Source organism: Dactylosporangium sp. NPDC048998 (assembly GCF_043197855.1).
Classification (GTDB): Bacteria; Actinomycetota; Actinomycetes; order Mycobacteriales; family Micromonosporaceae; genus Dactylosporangium.
On sequence record NZ_JBICTV010000055.1, the window covers coordinates 1 to 16,697 of the forward strand.

The window sequence follows — 16,697 nt, forward strand, 5'->3', positions numbered from 1 at the left end:
CCTGCAGCACCGCTTCGACGCCGCCTTCGCCGAGGGCACCCAGTTCCACGGCGGCGAGGGCCACCTCGGCATCGCCTCCAGCTGAGCGGCCTCCAACCCGTCACACCTGCCCCTGGCTCAAGGCCGGTCACCCCACGGTGGCCGGCCTTCGCCGCGAGCGTGGACCGCGGTGAACGTGGCCGGCGCCGACGCGCCCTGCTGAACCCCGGTGACGAAACTCCAGGGGGGCGCGGCGGGCGCCGCTCCCCCCTGTGGTTTCGATCAGGAATAGGCCTCCAGTTCGTAGATGCGCGCCGCCGAATCGGTGGTCTGCGTGGGCGTGATGATGTTCAGCCGCACGTACCGGCCGGTGACGTTGACCGCGTGCGTGGTGACGTCCGCGGTGTTGCCGCGCGGCGACGCCACCGTCGTCCAGGTGCTGCCGTCGGTGGACACCAGCAGGTCGAAGTCGCGGGTGTTCCAGCTGGCCGACTCGCCGCCGGCGCCGGCGTGCTTGACGACGATGGAGCTCAGGTGGTTCGAGGCGCCCATGTCGACCTGCAGGAACTTGGTCGTACCGAGCGAGCACCACTTGTCGGAGTTGCCGCCGGAGACCGAGCCGTTGACCGCCTTCTCCGGGCCCTCGGTGGAGGCGCACGACGAGTCGGCGGTGGCGGGCTTGTTGAGCAGGAGGTTGCCGCCGGTCAAGGCGCCGTACACCTCGAACTCGTAGATGCGCGCCGCGTTGTTGCCGTCGTTGGCCGGCGTCGTGATGTCGACCTTCACGTAGCGGGCGGTCCGCGCCGTGAACTGGTTGAGCGTGCGGCTGGAGCGGTTGCCCGAGACGGTGGCGGCCTGGCTCCAGTTCGTCCCGTCGGTGCTGGTGGAGATGGTGAACGCGCCGGTATTCCAGCCGGTGTTCTCGGCGCCGAGGCCGGCGTGCTTGAGCACGACCGCGCCGACGCTCTGGTTGGAGCCCAGGTCGACCTGCAGGAACTTGGTCGCCGCGGCCGTGCAGAACTTGCTGTTGTTCGACAGGCTGCCGTCGACGGCCTTGTCGGCCGACTCGGCCGCGGCGCAGGTGGCCGAACCCGTCGCGGTCTTGCCCTGGGCCAGGTTGGTGCCCAGGTTCGGCGGGGTGGAAGGCTGGGTCGCGCCGTCGGTGAAGGACGGCGGGACGTCACCGGCGCCGGTGCCCCACGACGACGGGCTGGTGCCCATCGTGTACTGCAGGGTGCCGCCCGCGGCGAGGTCCGGATAGCGCAGGTAGTTGCGCGAGACCGCGGAGCCGTTGAGGGTCAGGCTCTGCACGTACTGCGACGTCGCACTGCCGCCGTTGATCTGGATGTTGCCGGCCGAGCGCTGGATGAGGATCGACGGGAACGACGGGCCGTGGATCGCGAGCGTGTCCGCGCCCGGAGTGGCCGGGTACATGCCCATCGCGGACCAGACGTACCACGCCGAGGTGGCGCCGAGGTCGTCGTTGCCGGGCAGGCCGCCGGCGCCGGTGGTGAACGTCTCGTTCATGACACGCCGCACCGCCGAGGAGGCGCCGGCCGGGTACTGGGCGAAGTTGTACGCCCACGGCACGCCGTGCTCCGGCTCGTTGCCGAGGTAGAAGTACGGGCGGGACAGGCCGGCGTTGAGCTCGGTGAAGTGGTGGTCGAGGCGCTGTTTGGCGGTCTGCGGGCCGCCCATGAGGTTGATGAGCCCGGCGAAGTTGTAGGTGACCATCCAGGTGTACTGCGCGGCGTTGCCCTCGGTGAAGGGGCTCTCCTGGGCCGGGTTGAGCGGCCACGGCCACGTGCCGTCGCTGTTACGCGGGTGGATGAAGCTCGACTCGGTGTTGAACGTGTTGCGCCAGTACTGGGCGCGGGTCATTGCCGAGTTGTAGGTCGTGGTGTCGCCCAGCGCCTTGGCGAACTGGGCCACGGCGAAGTCCGACGCCGAGTACTCCATCGAGTCCGACGGCGCGCCCGGGATGTACTTCTTCGACTCGTACTCCGACTCGCGCCCGCGGATCGGCGAGCCCTGCGCGCCGGCGCCGGCGATCGCGTTCTTCATCAGCTGCAGCGCGGCGGCGGTGTCGAAGTCGCGGGCGCCGAACTGGTAGGCGCTGTCGACGATGATCGGGCCCGGGTCGCCGGTCATGACAAAGTCCTCGTTGGTCTGCTGCGACCACTTGGGCAGCAGGCCGCCCTGCTGGCCGTCGAGGACCATCGACTTCATGATGTCGCTGCTGACGTCGGGCGCGATGAACGCGACGAGCGCGGCCCACGAGCGGTAGATGTCCCAGCCGGAGTAGTTCTGGTAGACCGGGTGGGTCGCGGTGTGGATCGCGTTGTCGAAGCCGCGGTACTGGCCGTTGACGTCGCTGGAGACGTTCGGGTTCTGCATCACGTGGTAGAGCGCCGTGTAGAACTTCTGCAGCTCGGTACTGCTGCCGCCGGTGGCCTGGACGCGGTTGAGCGCGCTGTTCCAGGCGTTGTTGGCGTTGGTCCGGGCGGTGTCGAACGCGGCGGTCTCGGCGTTGAGGTTGGCCGTGGCGCCCGCGACGCTGACGAAGGAGACGCCGATCTGCGCGTTGACCACGGCGTTGCTCGTGGTGTCCCAGGTGACGAAGCCGCCGGTGTTGGTGCCGCTGGTGCTCGCCGAGCCGTTGGTGATCGTCGAGCCGTTCCAGGTGCCGAACGACGACGGGGCGCGGTCGAAGTGGATCGAGAAGTAGATCGGGTAGGTCTTCGACGAGCCGCAGAACCCGCCGGCGGTCACGTTGCCGGTGACGTCGCTGCCGGAGATGCTGATGCTGCCGCTGCGGTTTCCGGTCGCGCTGCGGCTGGTGTTGACCAGCAGCCGGGCCTGGTTGGTCGACGGGAACGTCAGGCGCATGACCCCGGTGCGGGTCGTGGAGGTGACCTCGACGTTCGTCGAGTACTTGTCCAGCCGGTTCTTGTAGTAGCCGGTCTGGGCGACCTCGTTGCTCTTGGTGTACGCCGACGCGTAGCTGGTCCACGACGTGCCGGGCGACGAGCCGAGCGCGCCGGTGACCGGCAGCAGCCCGATGTCCTCGTTGTTCGGGCAGCCCGCGCCGTTGAAGTGGGTGAGGCTGAACTCCTCGATGGTGCGGTCGCTGTCGCGGTAGCCCGACGGGGACGCGGTCGGCGTGTCCGGGCTGAACTGGAGCATGCCGAAGGGCACGGTCGCACCCGGGAACGTGCTACCGCCGGCGCCGCCGCCGACCGGGTTCGGCGAGTTGCTGTCGTCCGTGCCGATCAGCGGGTTGACGTATTGGGTCAGGTTGAGGTCGGCGGCCTGGGCGGGGGCCGCGAACTGCACCACGGCGAGGGTGCTGCCCAGTAGGGCGGCTCCCGCGCCGGCGAGCAGCCGGTCGACCTTGCGGGATCGGGGCATGGTGTCTCCCGTTCGGTGGCGGTGAGGACGGGAGAGCGCTCTCGATGCACATTCATAGCCTCTGATCAACGTTTGGTCAACATTTGTCAATACACCCGCAGGTCAGGGCGCCTCACCCACCGCAGCGCCACAGGAGCGGTGTGCCACTGGCGGTGCTCTGCAGGTTGCTCGCGACCCCGCCGATCACGGTGCCGTCGGCGCTCGCCGACCGCGCGCGGACATAGGCGAAGCCGGTGGGCAGGGGCAGCTCGACCGGTTCGCCGGCGCCCCACAGCACCGCGCGCTTCGGCCCGCTGAAGAGCACCGTCCCGTCGGCGGTCAGGCTCCTGCCGGTGGCCCCGTCCACGGCGGGCATCGCGATCGGCGCCGGGGTGCCCGGGGTGCCCGAAGTGCCCGGCCCGGTCAGCCGCCACCGCACGCCGTTGTCGAAGTCGGTGGCCCACTCGCCGGCGAGGCCGTCCACGAGGCCGTCGGCCTTGCCGGCCGGCCGCGGCAGTTCGGTGCCGGTGCCGTCGGGCCGCCACAGGTACGGCCGGTGCCCGTCGGCGAAGTCGCCGAGCATGCCACCGACCGTGCCGTCCGGCGAGATCGCGAAGGCGGCGGCGTTGCGGCCGGCCGGAGTCGCGAGCACCCGAGGGTGGACCGGATCGTCGTGCCGCCAGAGCACCGCCCGCCGCGTGCCCGCGCGCGGGTCGTCGTAGGTGCCGACGACGTCGCCGCCGGCGTTGACCCCGTATCCGCTCGTCGCGGCCCCGGCCGGGGCGCCGGCGGGCAGCGGCAGCGCGGTGGCGTGGTCGTCCTGGAAGGTCATCGCGCGCGAGCGGCCGTCGCCGGCCGGGCCGCTGCCGGCCGCGACGCCGGCCGCGCTGATCCCGGCGAGGTTGGTGACGTCCACGTCCTGCACGACGCTGGAGACCACGCCGTCGTGCCAGATCACCACCCCGCGCCGGTCGGCGCGCAGCCCGGCGGCCCAGTGGCCGGTCGCGTCCACCACGACCGGGTCCACCTTGACCCCGTCGGGCATGGCGAGCAGGTACACCTGGCAGCCTGGGGTGGCCGACGGGGTCGGGGCCGGGGGCACCGGCCGGGTGGCGGTCGGCGCCGGCTGCGGGCCGGGCGGCTGCGGGCGCGGGCGCAGCTCGGCGACGGCGGCGACGCCGACCGTCACGACCAGGACCAGCGCCGCGGCGGCCGCGGCGCGCGCCGTACGGCGGCGCCGCACCCGGCGCCGGCCCGCCCGCACCAGGCCCTCGGCGGTCAGCCCGGTGCCCGGCCCGGCGTCGTCGCGCAGCGGCTGCAGCGGATTGTCGATCATGCGGCACCATCCCTCAGCGCGGAGAACTCCGAGACGTCCAGGAGCCGCCGCAGCGCCCTCAGCCCGTGCGAGGTCTGACTCTTCACGGTCCCCTCCGAGCGGCTCAGCACGGCCGCCACCTCCTCGACCGGCAGGTCGCACAGGAACCGCAGGACCAGGACCGTGCGCTGGCCCTCCGGGAGGGCGCGCAGCGCCTGGCGCAGCACCATCCGCTGCTCGACGCCGGGCTCGTCCGGCGGGTGGGGCGGGCCGGCGGGCTCGGGTGGGCTCCCCCACAGCTGGACCCGGGCCCAGAAGCGGCGCCGGTCGGACAGCACGGCCCGCACGACCATGGTGTGCACGTACGCGTCGAGGTTGTGCACCTCGTGCACGCGCGGCCAGTGCTGGTACAGGGAGGTCAGCGCGTCCTGGACCGCGTCGTCGGCCCGGTGGCGGTCGCCCAGCAGCTGGTAGGCGATGCGGTGCAGCCGCGGCAGCCTCGCGGCCACGTACTGCGTGTAGTCGTGTTCGAGGTCCGGTCGCAACGCTTGCGGGTCCCTTCGGGCTGGCGGTCACAGGGTAGAGGCGACCGGCCGCACCCGGGGTTGTACCGGACGTCAATCTGTCAATGATTGGCAGAACTCACGCCCAGCCTTCACGGATCGAACAACTTCCCACAAGTACCGATGAATATCCATGGAGTTCGTTGACACTTAGCGTCGGAAAATGTTTGCTCGTCACGTGAACCCGCCGCTGCACCCAAGCCGCCGGGACCTGCTCCGCCTGGCCGCCCTGGGCGGGTTCGCGGGCTCCGCGCTCGGCACCATCGCCCTGCCCGCCGGTATGGCGGCGGGGCCGGCGTGGGCCGCGGGTGGCGCGTTCACGATCGGCCGGGGCAAGTGGAACGGTGGCGAGGCCGACCACTTCCCCGGCCGCATCGACCAGGTGAAGGTGTGGACCCGGGCATTGACGGATGCCGACGTCCGCGTGATCGGCTGAGGGACATCTGGCAGGAAGACTGCCTGTTGACGATGGTCAAGCACCGACGTACAACGTTGTGAGAGCGCTTTCTGTAAAGGAAGTTTCCCGTGGCTGCCATCCACCGAACGCTCGCCGTCCTGCTGCTGCTCGTCGCCGGCCTCGCGGTCGCGCCGAACCCCGCGCTCGCGGCGAACCCGCCCGTCTGCGCCCTGTACTGCGACACCCGTGACCCGTCCCAGGCCCGCCAGGAGACCTTCCCGGTCGGCACCCTGCTGATCAACAACCGCCGGCTGGTGCTGCACCTGTCCGACGCCGACGGCATGGCCTGGGGCAGCATCGACGCCGGCACCGAGGGCGAGGCGGTGTGGCTGGACCGCTCCTACGACGGCGGCGCCACCTGGGAGGGCCTGCTGGGCAAGGCCGCCATCCCGGGCACGTGGACCGGCACCCGGACCCTGATGTACAACCTCTCGGACCCCTCGCACCACCGCCGCGGGATCATTCGCGCCTGCGGCGACGCGCACGCGGTGGCCTGCACCGCCTGGGTGCGCGCCGGCGTCTGCAACGCCACCTGCGACAACGCGAGCGGCGGCACCGACGCGCAGGCGGTCAGCACGGTGACGCTCAGCGGCCGGCAGATCTCGCTGCACCTCGACTCGGCCGGCATGGCGTGGGGCACCATCACGAACAACCGCGCCGGCGACGAGGTATGGCTGGACCGCTCCTTCGACGGCGGCGCCAGCTGGCCGGGCGGCTCGTCGCTCGGCCGCACCACCGGCGGCCGGACCAACCGGTTCAACGCCACCGACCCCACCTCGCTGCTCTACGGCGGGGCGGTGCGCGCCTGCGGCCGGGCCGTCGAGGGGCAGAACGGCGCGTGCACGCCGTGGACCCGCCCGTCGGCAGACCGGCTGCGCGGGGCCGTCGACGCGCTCATGTACGACTACGACCCCTACCCGTCGTGGTGGCCGTCGGGCTGGTGGAACTCCGCGGTCGCGCTCGGCGCGGTCATCGGCTACACCCGGCGTACCGGCGACCAGACCTATGCCTGGGCGGTGCGCCGCACGTTCGACGTCAACCGGGTCGCCTTCCCCGCCGGCGCCCGCTCCTCCGACCCGGTCGACGGCCACTTCATCAGCCGCTCGATCGACGACACCGCCTGGTGGGGGCTCACCTGGATCGACGCCTACGACCTCACCCACGACCGGGTGTACCTCGACGAGGCCGTCACCATCGCCAACTCCGTGGCCGGCTTCTGGGACCCGTCCACGTGCGGCGGCGGCGTGTGGTGGGACCGCGAGCGCACCTACAAGAACGCCGTGACGATCGGGCTGTACCTGCGGCTGACCGCCGCCCTGCACAACCGCATCGCCGGCGACACCGCGTGGCTGGGCCGGGCCGTCACCGGCTGGAACTGGTTCGCCGCCAGCGGCCTGATCAACCCCTCCGGGCTCGTCAACGACGGCCTCACGACCACCTGCCAGAACAACGGGCAGACGGTCTGGACCTACAACCAGGGGCTGGCGATCGGCGCGGCGATGGAGCTCTACCGCGCGACCGGCTCGACGACCTACCTGGACGCGGCGCGCCGGCTCGGCACCGCCGCGCTCGCCTCGCCGCTGGTGCGCGACGGCATCCTCACGGAGTCGTGCGACCAGCCCGGGCAGTCCTGCGACGACAACCAGAAACAGTTCAAGGGCGTGTTCATGCGGTACCTCACCGAAGCCGGCCAGCAGTTCCAGTCCTTCGCCGACACCCAGGCCGCGACGCTGTGGGGCGGCCGCGACCCGATGAACCGGATCGGCTCCCGATGGGCGCTCCCGGCCTCACCGCCGGACTGGCGCACCCAGGCCGCCGCCCTGTCGGCCCTGCTGGTGGCATCATGAGCGGTCCCTCCGCTTCGCCCCGGACCGCTCATCAGCGGCAGAAGTTCAGCCCGTGCCGCCGTCGGAGCGAAGCGGAGATGACGGCATGAGCCTCAGGCATACGCGCCATGTGGGCATCCTGCTGCAGCTGCGCTCCCGCCCGTGGGTCTCGGCGGCCGCGCTCTCCTGCCGCTTCGGCGTGGACGTCCGGACCATTTACCTGGACATCGACCTGCTGACCGCGGCCGGGCTGCCGATCGAGGCGGTACCCGGCCGGGCCGGCGCCTACCGGCTGGCCGCGCACACGGAACTGCCCCCGATCGAGGAGGCGCTGGGCGACTCGGGCGAGCCGCTGGACCACTACCTGCGCGGCGCCCGCAGCCGGGATCAGCTGCGGCACCTCGGCCAGCGCGCGTACGCCTGCCAGCAACGCCTCCGGCTGCACCGCCTGAGACCGCACGTCGGCCGAACGGCCGACCCGGTGCGGGTGACTCCGCGCGCAACGGCCTGATGACCAACGCCGATGGGGGCAGCATTCGCTGGGTGACCGAGAAGTGGGAGTACGGCTACGTGTACTTCGTCTCCACGCAGTCCGACGAGCAGCGCCGGCTGCGCAACCACCCGGACCGCAACCAGCGGGCGCTCGAATACGGCCTGGCCGCCGTCGTCGTCGACGGCACCAGCATCCAGTCGCAGGCCGTGCCCGGCAAGGTGGGCCTGCTCAACGATCTCGGCAGCAAGGGCTGGCAGGTCGAGAACGGCCTCAACCTGGGCGGCTCGCTGCCGAACTGGCTGCGCGAGGCGGTGCAGTCCGCGGTCGCCGACGCCTACCCCGGCGGCGCGATCGAGCACTACATGCGCCGGCGCCGCCCCCGCTGAGCGGCGGGCGCCCGCGGCGCCCGGCTGTCCGGCTGATACCGGGATGTCCGGTAGGGTGATCACGTGGATACGACCGTCGAGCCGTTGTCCACGGGCGTGCAGATCGCGCTGCGCGTGCCCGTGTTCCTCATCGCCCTCGCCGGCGTGCTCCTGGCGCTGCTCATGATCCGGCGGATGGGGGTGCTCGGCGGGATCCTGGCCGCGGCCGGGAGCCTGCTCATCGCGGCCGACCAGGCGGCGAACGTCGCGTGGGTGCTGCATCTGCGGTCGATGACGTCCGGCGGGGACCTCGACATCGACACCTTCAACACGGTGAACAACGCCTACCTCGTGGCGGATGCGGTGCTGATCACGATCGGGGTGGCGCTGGTGGTGGCGTCGTTCGTGGTCCGCAGGCCGTCCCCCGCGGGCCCGGTCGTCGCCGTCGGCGCGCCGGCCCCCGGGTTCGGTTCGCCCGTCGTCCCTCCCGCGCCCGGTTTCGGTCTGCCGCCCGGCTCGCCGCCGTGGTCCGCCGAGCCTCCGTCCGCCGCCCCGTAGCGACAATGCGGTCTTGTCATACCCCGCCCGTAGACTGCGCAGCGACTCCACGGGGAGGGGGTGGGCAAGAGATGACCGCTGAGGAAACGGTCGCCGCCGGTGAGGGCTGGGAGCGGTCCCGGCCGGACGAGCGCCGGCTGCGCATCGATGTCGTCATCGGGCTCGTCGTCACCGCCGTCACGCTGCTCAACCTGACCCTGGCCCGCAGCGTCGGCATGTTCATGTTCCACCACCTGCCGTCGCTGACCGAGCAGGTCCTGTGGGCCGTCCTCGTCACGCTCCCCCTGTGCTGGCGGCGTCGCTGGCCCGAGGCGGTCGCGGTCGTGGTGGCGGTGGCGTTCATCGCCGGCCAGGTCCGGCACGCCCCCGAGCAGCAGCTGACCTCGGGCGCGCTGTTCGCCGCGATCTACACGCTCGGCGCCTGGGGCCGCGACCACCGCCGCTCGTCCTGGTTGCGCGCGGGCATCATCGCCGCGATGTTCGTATGGCTCGGCATCTCCTACCTCATCGCGCTGCCCCTGCTCTCCGTCGCCGAGTTCACCGACGCCGACGGCCCGGTGTCCCCGATCCTCGCCGCCGCGATCAACGGCGTCCTGGTCAACATCCTGGTGTTCGGCTTCGCGTATTTCTTCGGCGAGATCGCCTGGATCGCCGAACGCCGCCGCCACCAGGTCGAGGCCCAGGCCGCCGAGCTGCTGGCCGCGAAGGAGGAGGAGTCCGCGCGCACCGTCCTGCAGGAGCGCCTGCGCATCGCCCGCGAGCTGCACGACGTGGTGGCGCACCACGTGTCGGTGATGGGCGTCCAGGCCTCGGCGGCCCGCCGCGTCCTGGACCGCGACGCGTCCCAGGCGAAGCGGGCCCTGGCCGCGGTGGAGCAGAGCGCCCGCACCGCGGTCGACGAACTGCACCGCATGCTGGGCCTCCTCCGCCAGAACGACCCACCGTCCCCGCCACCACCGCCCCTCACCGCCGCCCCGGGCGCCACCTCCACGCCCGCGTCACCTGGCGATTCGCCGCCCTCCCCCGGCGCCGTGCTCTCCGCCGGGCACGCCGCCCCCGGCTCACCGACTTCCCGGTCCGGGCGCTCGGCCGATGGCTCCACGGGCTCAGCGGCAGGATCCGCCGACCCGGCGCCGGGCGGCGCCCCGGACTCCTCCCCCGCGACGGCCCCGGCCGCCGTGGGCATGCACCGGATCGCCGAGCTGCTGGACTCGGTGCGGCACGCGGGCCTGGAGACGAGCCTGGGCGTGTACGGCGACGCGGTCGAGCTGCCGGAGTCGCTGTCCCTGGCCGGATACCGGATCGTCCAGGAGGCCGCGACCAACACCCTGAAGCACGCGTCCGCGACCAAACTCGACGTGCGGATCCGCTACCACGCGGACGAACTGGAGCTCGACGTGGCCGACGACGGCCGCGGCCCGACCCGCAAACAGACGAGCGGCCTGGGCCTGATCGGCATGCGCGAGCGCGTCACGGCCCACGCCGGCGTCCTGGAGACCGGCCCCCGCACGAGCGGCCCCGGCTTCCGCGTCCGCGCCCGCTTCCCCCTGCACCGCCCGCCCGCACCCACCCCACCCACCTGACCCCCGCCCGCGCCGCCCGCCCACCTGCCCCGCCGTGCCCAAGCCGGCCGATCCCGGAGCCCGACCCCGACTGTCCGCCCGACCCGCCGGGCCCCGAGCGCGCGATCGGGCCGCGACCACCGCAACCATCTCGCCGTTGTCGGGGCCCAGCGCGACCGTCAATCGGCTGGTGGCGCCAGTCCGTCAGCAAGTCTCCGTGATCACGCGCCCGGCGGCCGCGGCGCGCGGGGTTCTCCATCATCCGCCGTTGCCATGCCGGCCGTCCGGGATGGCGCAAGATCACGTGTAAAAGATGGCTGCTATCACAGCCATTTTTTACACAGTCTCCAGCAGCAGGTCGGGCATCAGGTGATCCACGGCGTCGAGGTCGTACACCCGGCGGATCTCGGTGATCGGGCCGGACTCGTTCACCGTCAGGAACTCGGCCAGTCAGGGCGGCGCGGCGCTCGATCGCCGTCCGGGAGAAGACCGCGATCGAGTCCAGGGCCGCGGGGTGGGGTCGAAGTCGGACGGAAGGGGGCAGTTTCGGCCGTCCTGGACAGCCGGCACGGCAACGGTGGATCACGCCGAGCCGCGCACGCCGGTCGGCGCGATGCAGGGCGCGGCGTCGTGACCACCGTGCGCGAGCTGCGCGCGGTCGGCGGCGAGCACAGAGCCTGCGGGCGCGGCGTCATGATCCTCATTTCGGGTGCAGGTTTCGGGTGCAGGCGGCGGTCTGTATAGGGTGCGGGCGTGATTCGGGTGCTGCTCGCGGACGACCATCAGCTCGTCCGCACCGGGTTTCGGGTCATCCTCGAGACGGAGGATGACCTGCGCGTCGTCGGCGAGGCGGCGGACGGGCGGCAGGCGGTGGAGCTGGCGGCGTCGACCGAGGCCGACGTGCTGCTGATGGACGTCGAGATGCCGGGGCTGGACGGGCTGGCCGCCACGCGGGAGATCACCGCCGCCGGGCCGACGCCCGCCGTGCTCATGCTGACCACGTTCGACCGGGACGACTACCTGTTCGCGGCGCTGGAAGCCGGGGCCAGCGGGTTCCTGCTCAAGAACGGCACGCCCGAGGCGCTCATCGACGCGGTGCGGATCGTGGCGCGCGGGGACGCGCTGCTCGCTCCGGAGCTGACCCGGCGGGTCATCGCGGCGTTCGCCCGGCCCGGGCGCGGCGCGGCCTGGGGCGGCGGGGAGGCCCGGCTGGCCGAGCTGACGCCGCGGGAGCGGGAGGTGCTCGTCGAGCTGGCCGGCGGGGCGACCAACGCGGAGATCGCCGCGCGCCTGCACCTCGGCGAGGCCACGGTGAAGACGCACGTCAGCCGGGTCCTGACGAAGCTGCAGCTGCGCGACCGCACGGCGGCGGTCGTGTTCGCGTACGAGCACGGCGTGGTGACCCCGGGCCCGTCGCGCTGAGACCGGGCCCGTCGCGCTGAGCGCGGGGCCCGTCACGCGGAACGCGGGCTCGCCGCGCTGAGCGCCGGTCCAACGCACTGAGACTGGGCCCGTTGCGCCGAGCGCGCGCTCCGGTGCGTGGAACGCGAGGTCCGTCGCGCCGAGCCCGGGGTCCGTCGCGCGACGGACCCGGCGGGTAGATCGCGGGCCGGATTCGCCGGGCGGCCGCAGCGCCTAGCGTGATCGGTATGAGCGACGCGCTGCAACTGAAGGGGGTCGACCGGCGCTTCGGCGACCGGCAGGTCCTCACCGACGTCACGTTCGACGTCGGGGCCGGCCGGATGACCGGGTTCGTCGGGGCCAACGGGGCCGGCAAGACCACGACCATGCGGATCATCCTCGGCGTCCTGGCCGCCGACGCGGGCACGGTCACGTGGCAGGGGGCGGCGCTGACGAAGGACGACCGCCGGCGGGTCGGGTACATGCCCGAGGAGCGCGGCCTGTACCCGAAGATGAGCGTCCGCGAGCAGCTGATCTACCTCGGGCGGCTGCACGGCCTGTCGCCGGAGCGGGTGCGGCGCAACGCCGCGGACCTGCTCGACCGGCTCGGCCTGGGCGAGCGGGCCGACGACCCGCTGCAGCAGCTGTCGCTGGGCAACCAGCAGCGCGCGCAGATCGCCGCGGCGCTCGTGCACGACCCGATGCTGCTCGTCCTCGACGAGCCGTTCTCCGGCCTCGACCCGCTGGCCGTCGACGTCGTCGTGGCGGTGCTGCGCGAGCGGACCGCGGCCGGGGTGCCGGTGCTGTTCTCCAGCCACCAGCTCGACGTGGTCGAGCGGCTCTGCGACGACCTCGTCGTCATCGGCGCCGGGCAGATCCGGGCCACCGGCACGCGGGCGGAGCTGCGGGCCGCGTACGCCGAGCCGCGCTACGAGCTGCACGTGGACGGCGACGCGGGGTGGCTGCGCGACCAGCCGGGTGTGTCGCTGGTCGACCTGGACGGCGACCGCGCCGTCTTCGACCTCGCCGAGGGCGCCGACGACCAGATCGTACTCCGGGAGGCCCTGTCCCGCGGCCCCGTGCGCTCGTTCGGCCCCGTCGTCCCGTCGCTCGCCGAGATCTTCCGAGAGGTAACCAGATGAACCTGCTCGAGGCCGTCCGCCTCGTCGCCGCGCGCGAGCTGAAGGTCAAGCTGCGCGACAAGACGTTCCTGTTCAGCACGCTGTTCTTCCTGTTGTTCGCGGCCGCCTCGACGGTCCTGCCGGCGCTGTTCGCCGGCGGGCCGTCCACGGTCGCGGTGGCGCAGTCCTCGCCGTACGAGGGCAGGCTGCGCGACGCGGGCCTCAAGGTGAAGATCGCCGCGGACCCCGAGCGGCTGGTGCGCGACAGGGACGCCGACGCCGCGGTCGTGGACAAGGGCGCCTCGAACGGCTCGGTACCCGAGGTGCTCGCGATGAAGTCCGCGCCGAACGACGTCGTGCGGGCGCTGTCGACGCCTCCCGAGGTACGACTGCTGGATCCTGATGCGGTGAACGAGCTTGTCGCGTTCCTCGTGCCGTTCATGTTCGCGCTGGTCTTCTTCTTCACGTCGCTGACCTTCGGCGTCCAGATCGCACAGAGCGTGACCGAGGAGAAACAGACCAGGATGGTCGAGATCCTGGTCGCCGCCGTGCCGGTGCGGGCGCTGCTGATCGGCAAGGTGGCCGCCGGCGGCATCCTGGCGCTGGCCCAGGTGGCGCTGATCGCGTTGGTGAGCGTGGCCGGCGCCCAGTTCACCGGCGACGCGGGCAGCCTGCTGCCGCTGCTGGCCCCGGCGATGAGCTGGTTCGTACCCTTCTTCGTCCTCGGCTTCGTCATGCTCGCCTCGCTGTGGGCCGCCGTCGGCGCGCTGGTCAACCGGCTCGAGGACGTCGCCAACGCGGGCATGCCGGTGCAGCTCGCGGTCATGGCGCCGTTCTTCCTGGTGATCTTCCTGCAGGACAACCCGGTGGCTATGCGGGTGCTGTCCTACGTGCCGCTGTCCGCGCCCACCGCGATGCCGGTGCGGCTCTTCGACGGCGACGCGGCCGGCTGGGAGCCGTTCGTGTCCCTCGTGCTGCTCGCCCTGGCCGCCGCCGGCGCGCTGCTGGCCGGCGCGCGCATCTACGAGGGGTCGCTGCTGCGCACCAACGGCCGCACCTCGTGGGCCGCCGCGTGGCGGGACCGCGAGCTGCGCAGCCTCTGACCACCTGCCCGCCCCGGGCCGTCGCGAGCCATCGACGGCCCGGCCGGGTTTGAACGCCACGGCCGTCGCGGCGGCGGCTACAGTCTCGATCATGCCGGCCACGTTCCCGTCGCACGCCGCCGCCGTACTGCCGCTGAAGCTGTGGCGGCCGGACCTGTTCGACGGCGTGGCGCTCGTGATCGGGGCCGCGGCCCCGGACCTGCCCTACGCGCTGGGCGGCTGCCGGCCGCCGCTCACGTACGGACACACCTGGTGGGGCGTGACCGCCTCGGTGCCGGCCACGATGGCCGCCGCGCGTCTGGTCCGGCGCGCGGCCCCGGCGGTGGCCGCGCACCTGCCCTGCCTGGGGCCGCTCGCCGCCCGCGACTACGGTGCGCTGGGCGGCGTGCGGCACCGCTGGTGGGTCACGGCCGGCTCGGCGCTGCTGGGCGCCGCGAGCCACGTGGCGTGGGACCACGTCACGCACGCCTCCGTGCCCGGCACCCGGGTCGGCCTGCCCGGCCTGGCCCGCGAGGCCGTCCCCGGCGTGCCGCTGTGGATGCCGCTGCACCTGGCCTCCAGCGTCGCGGGCGCGGCCGGGTGGCTGGCCCTGTCCGCGCACCTGGGCCGGCGCCGCCGCATCCGGGCCTGGCACGGCCCGGCGCCGTCCGTCCCGCACCGGCCGGCGCTGTTCTGGGGTACCGCTGCGGCAGCCGGCGCGGCGGGCACCGCGGCGGCGGTTCTGGCCCCGGCGACCCGCGAGCGGATCGTGCCCTTCCTGCCGCCGCTGCCCCGGCCCGCAGTACTGTCGGCGCGCATGCTCGGCGTGGCCGCGACCTCACTGCTCGCCGCCGCGGCCGCCGTGTCGGCTCGGCCGGGTACCGGATCTCTATTGCGCCGCCGGCGATCACGGTAAGTTCGTCAGGACCTGCTGAGACCCCCGGGAGGCGGCACATGGGTGGGCTGGTGTTCACCGGCGGTCCGATCTGGACCGGCCGGGGCGGGGAGCGCGCCGAGGCGCTCGCCGTGCGCGAAGGGCGCATCCTCGCCGTCGGCGGCGAGACCCACGTGCGGGCGGCGCTCGGGGACGAGCGGTTCGACGTGGTCGGGCTCGGCGGGCGGATGCTCATGCCCGGCTTCCACGACGCCCACGTGCACCCGGTCAGCGGGGCCCTGGAGCGGCTGCGGTGCGACCTGTCCCATGTGCACGACCGGGCCGGGTACCTGCGGGCCGTCGGGGACTATGCCGCGGCCAACCCCGGGCGCGAGTGGGTCACCGGGGGCGGCTGGTCGATGTCGGCGTTCCCGGGCGGGCTGCCGCGCCGCGAGGACCTCGACGCCGTCGCGCCGGGGCGGCCCGTCTTCCTGCCCAACCGGGACCACCACTCGGCCTGGGTGAGCTCGGCCGCGCTCGAGCGCGCCGGCATCGACGCGGGCACGGCCGACCCGGCCAACGGGCGCATCGAGCGGGACCCCGGCGGCGCGCCGACCGGGGTGCTGCACGAGGCGGCCATGGACCTCGTGACGCCGCTGCTGCCCGAGGACACCGACGAGGACTACGACGTCGCGCTGATGGAGGCGCAGCGGTACCTCTTCTCCCTCGGCATCACCGGCTGGCAGGACGCGATCGTCGGCGCGTACGCGGGCGCCCGCGATCAGCTCGGCACCTACCTGCGGGCGGACCGCGAGGGCCGGCTGCGGGCCCGGGTCGCCGGGGCGCTGTGGTGGGAGCGCGACCGCGGGGCCGAGCAGATCCCGGACCTGATCCGGCGCCGGGCCGAGGCCGGCGGCGAGGGACGCTTCCGGGCCGGGATCGTGAAGATCATGCAGGACGGGGTGGCCGAGAACTTCACCGCCGCCATGCTCGAACCCTATGTGGGCCTGGGCGTCTGCGGTACATCCAATGTGGACCCGGCCCGGCTGCGGGAGTACGTCGCCGAGCTGGACCGGGCCGGGTTCGCGGTGCACTTCCACGCCATCGGCGACCGGGCCGTGCGCGAGTGCCTCGACGCGGTGGCCGCGAGTGGGAACACGGGCCGGCACCACATCGCGCACCTGCACGTCGTGCACCCCGACGACGTGCCGCGCTTCGGCGCGCTCGGCGTGACGGCGAACATCCAGGCGCTCTGGGCCACCCACCACGAGCAGAACGACACCCTGTGCGTGCCGTACTTCGGCCCCGAACGGGCCGGGCACCAGTACCCGTTCGGCGCCATCGCGCGGGCCGGTGGGCGGCTCGCGGCGGGCAGCGACTGGCCGGTGAGCACCCCCGACCCGTGGCAGGCGATCCACGTGGCGGTGCACCGCACGGAGCCGGCGGGCTCGGCCGAGTCGGGCTGGCCGGACGCGCGGACGCCGATGCTGCCGGAGCAGGCGCTGACCCTGGAGCAGGCGCTGCGCGCGTACACGGCCGGCTCGGCCTACGTCAGCGGCCTCGACGCGCAGATCGGCGACCTGGCCCCGGGCAAGGCGGCCGACCTGGTCGTGCTCGACCGCGATCCGTTCGCCCCGGGCTCCCCGCTGCACGACGTGCGCGCCGACCTGGTCTTCATCGACGGCGAGCCGGTCCACGAGCGCTAGGCGAG

General features: G+C 73.1%; 14 protein-coding genes. 11 read left to right on the forward strand and 3 right to left on the reverse strand.

Annotated elements, in window-relative coordinates:
- Positions 1 to 261 precede the first annotated feature (261 nt).
- The 3 genes from ACGFI8_RS45420 to ACGFI8_RS45430 all read right to left on the reverse strand — a co-directional run bounded on the left by ACGFI8_RS45420 (position 262) and on the right by ACGFI8_RS45430 (position 5,229).
- Positions 262 to 3,390, reverse strand: a complete 3,129-nt coding sequence (locus ACGFI8_RS45420) for a GH92 family glycosyl hydrolase (protein WP_392814686.1) — start codon at positions 3,388 to 3,390, stop codon at positions 262 to 264.
- Positions 3,391 to 3,502: 112 nt separating this feature from the next.
- Positions 3,503 to 4,705, reverse strand: a complete 1,203-nt coding sequence (locus ACGFI8_RS45425; RefSeq protein WP_392814688.1) for a hypothetical protein — start codon at positions 4,703 to 4,705, stop codon at positions 3,503 to 3,505.
- Positions 4,702 to 5,229 carry a SigE family RNA polymerase sigma factor gene (locus tag ACGFI8_RS45430; RefSeq protein WP_392814690.1) on the reverse strand — a complete coding sequence of 176 codons (528 nt, stop codon included), beginning with the start codon at positions 5,227 to 5,229 and terminating at the stop codon, positions 4,702 to 4,704. Before ACGFI8_RS45430 ends, ACGFI8_RS45425 begins: the two co-directional genes overlap by 4 nt.
- Positions 5,230 to 5,410: 181 nt before the next feature.
- Here ACGFI8_RS45430 and ACGFI8_RS45435 point away from each other — a divergent pair, with 181 nt between their 5' ends.
- The 11 genes from ACGFI8_RS45435 (at position 5,411) to ACGFI8_RS45485 (ending at position 16,692) form a co-directional block, all read left to right on the forward strand.
- Positions 5,411 to 5,683 (forward strand): LamG-like jellyroll fold domain-containing protein, encoded by a 273-nt coding sequence (locus tag ACGFI8_RS45435; protein ID WP_392814693.1) that lies wholly within the window; start codon positions 5,411 to 5,413, stop codon positions 5,681 to 5,683.
- An 89-nt stretch (positions 5,684 to 5,772) separates the two neighbouring features.
- On the forward strand, positions 5,773 to 7,551 hold the full coding sequence (locus ACGFI8_RS45440; RefSeq protein ID WP_392814694.1) for a glycoside hydrolase family 76 protein: 1,779 nt from the start codon (positions 5,773 to 5,775) through the stop codon (positions 7,549 to 7,551).
- A gap of 85 nt (positions 7,552 to 7,636) precedes the next feature.
- Positions 7,637 to 8,041: a helix-turn-helix transcriptional regulator gene (locus ACGFI8_RS45445; protein WP_392814696.1), complete on the forward strand. Its 405-nt coding sequence runs from the start codon at positions 7,637 to 7,639 to the stop codon at positions 8,039 to 8,041.
- Positions 8,042 to 8,073: 32 nt separating this feature from the next.
- Positions 8,074 to 8,409 (forward strand): hypothetical protein, encoded by a 336-nt coding sequence (locus tag ACGFI8_RS45450; protein WP_392814698.1) that lies wholly within the window; start codon positions 8,074 to 8,076, stop codon positions 8,407 to 8,409.
- A 63-nt stretch (positions 8,410 to 8,472) separates the two neighbouring features.
- Entirely contained in the window at positions 8,473 to 8,946 is a 474-nt protein-coding gene (locus tag ACGFI8_RS45455; RefSeq protein ID WP_392814700.1) for a hypothetical protein, read from the forward strand.
- Positions 8,947 to 9,017: 71 nt separating this feature from the next.
- Positions 9,018 to 10,529: a histidine kinase gene (locus tag ACGFI8_RS45460; protein WP_392814703.1), complete on the forward strand. Its 1,512-nt coding sequence runs from the start codon at positions 9,018 to 9,020 to the stop codon at positions 10,527 to 10,529.
- A 732-nt stretch (positions 10,530 to 11,261) separates the two neighbouring features.
- Positions 11,262 to 11,930 (forward strand): response regulator, encoded by a 669-nt coding sequence (locus ACGFI8_RS45465; protein ID WP_392814706.1) that lies wholly within the window; start codon positions 11,262 to 11,264, stop codon positions 11,928 to 11,930.
- Positions 11,931 to 12,157: 227 nt separating this feature from the next.
- Positions 12,158 to 13,051 (forward strand): ABC transporter ATP-binding protein, encoded by an 894-nt coding sequence (locus ACGFI8_RS45470; RefSeq protein WP_392814708.1) that lies wholly within the window; start codon positions 12,158 to 12,160, stop codon positions 13,049 to 13,051.
- Complete coding sequence (locus ACGFI8_RS45475) at positions 13,048 to 14,133, forward strand: ABC transporter permease (RefSeq protein WP_392814711.1); 1,086 nt, start codon at positions 13,048 to 13,050, stop codon at positions 14,131 to 14,133. The genes ACGFI8_RS45470 and ACGFI8_RS45475 overlap by 4 nt, the downstream gene beginning before the upstream one ends.
- Positions 14,134 to 14,224: 91 nt before the next feature.
- Entirely contained in the window at positions 14,225 to 15,028 is an 804-nt protein-coding gene (locus ACGFI8_RS45480) for a DUF4184 family protein (protein WP_392814713.1), read from the forward strand.
- Positions 15,029 to 15,066: 38 nt separating this feature from the next.
- The gene (locus tag ACGFI8_RS45485; RefSeq protein ID WP_392814714.1) at positions 15,067 to 16,692 is read left to right on the forward strand and encodes an amidohydrolase; all 1,626 of its coding nucleotides are present in this window, start codon (positions 15,067 to 15,069) and stop codon (positions 16,690 to 16,692) included.
- The last annotated feature ends 5 nt before the right edge of the window (positions 16,693 to 16,697 follow it).

Bases quoted from the DNA above. Each gene is read 5' to 3' on its own strand.
- ACGFI8_RS45470 (WP_392814708.1), top strand. From the start codon at position 12,158: ATGAGCGACGCGCTGCAACTGAAGGGGGTCGACCGGCGCTTCGGCGAC.
- ACGFI8_RS45425 (WP_392814688.1), bottom strand. From the start codon at position 4,705: ATGATCGACAATCCGCTGCAGCCGCTGCGCGACGACGCCGGGCCGGGC.
- ACGFI8_RS45480 (WP_392814713.1), top strand. From the start codon at position 14,225: ATGCCGGCCACGTTCCCGTCGCACGCCGCCGCCGTACTGCCGCTGAAG.
- ACGFI8_RS45445 (WP_392814696.1), top strand. From the start codon at position 7,637: ATGAGCCTCAGGCATACGCGCCATGTGGGCATCCTGCTGCAGCTGCGC.
- ACGFI8_RS45420 (WP_392814686.1), bottom strand. From the start codon at position 3,390: ATGCCCCGATCCCGCAAGGTCGACCGGCTGCTCGCCGGCGCGGGAGCC.
- ACGFI8_RS45435 (WP_392814693.1), top strand. From the start codon at position 5,411: ATGTTTGCTCGTCACGTGAACCCGCCGCTGCACCCAAGCCGCCGGGAC.
- ACGFI8_RS45485 (WP_392814714.1), top strand. From the start codon at position 15,067: ATGGGTGGGCTGGTGTTCACCGGCGGTCCGATCTGGACCGGCCGGGGC.
- ACGFI8_RS45475 (WP_392814711.1), top strand. From the start codon at position 13,048: ATGAACCTGCTCGAGGCCGTCCGCCTCGTCGCCGCGCGCGAGCTGAAG.
- ACGFI8_RS45460 (WP_392814703.1), top strand. From the start codon at position 9,018: ATGACCGCTGAGGAAACGGTCGCCGCCGGTGAGGGCTGGGAGCGGTCC.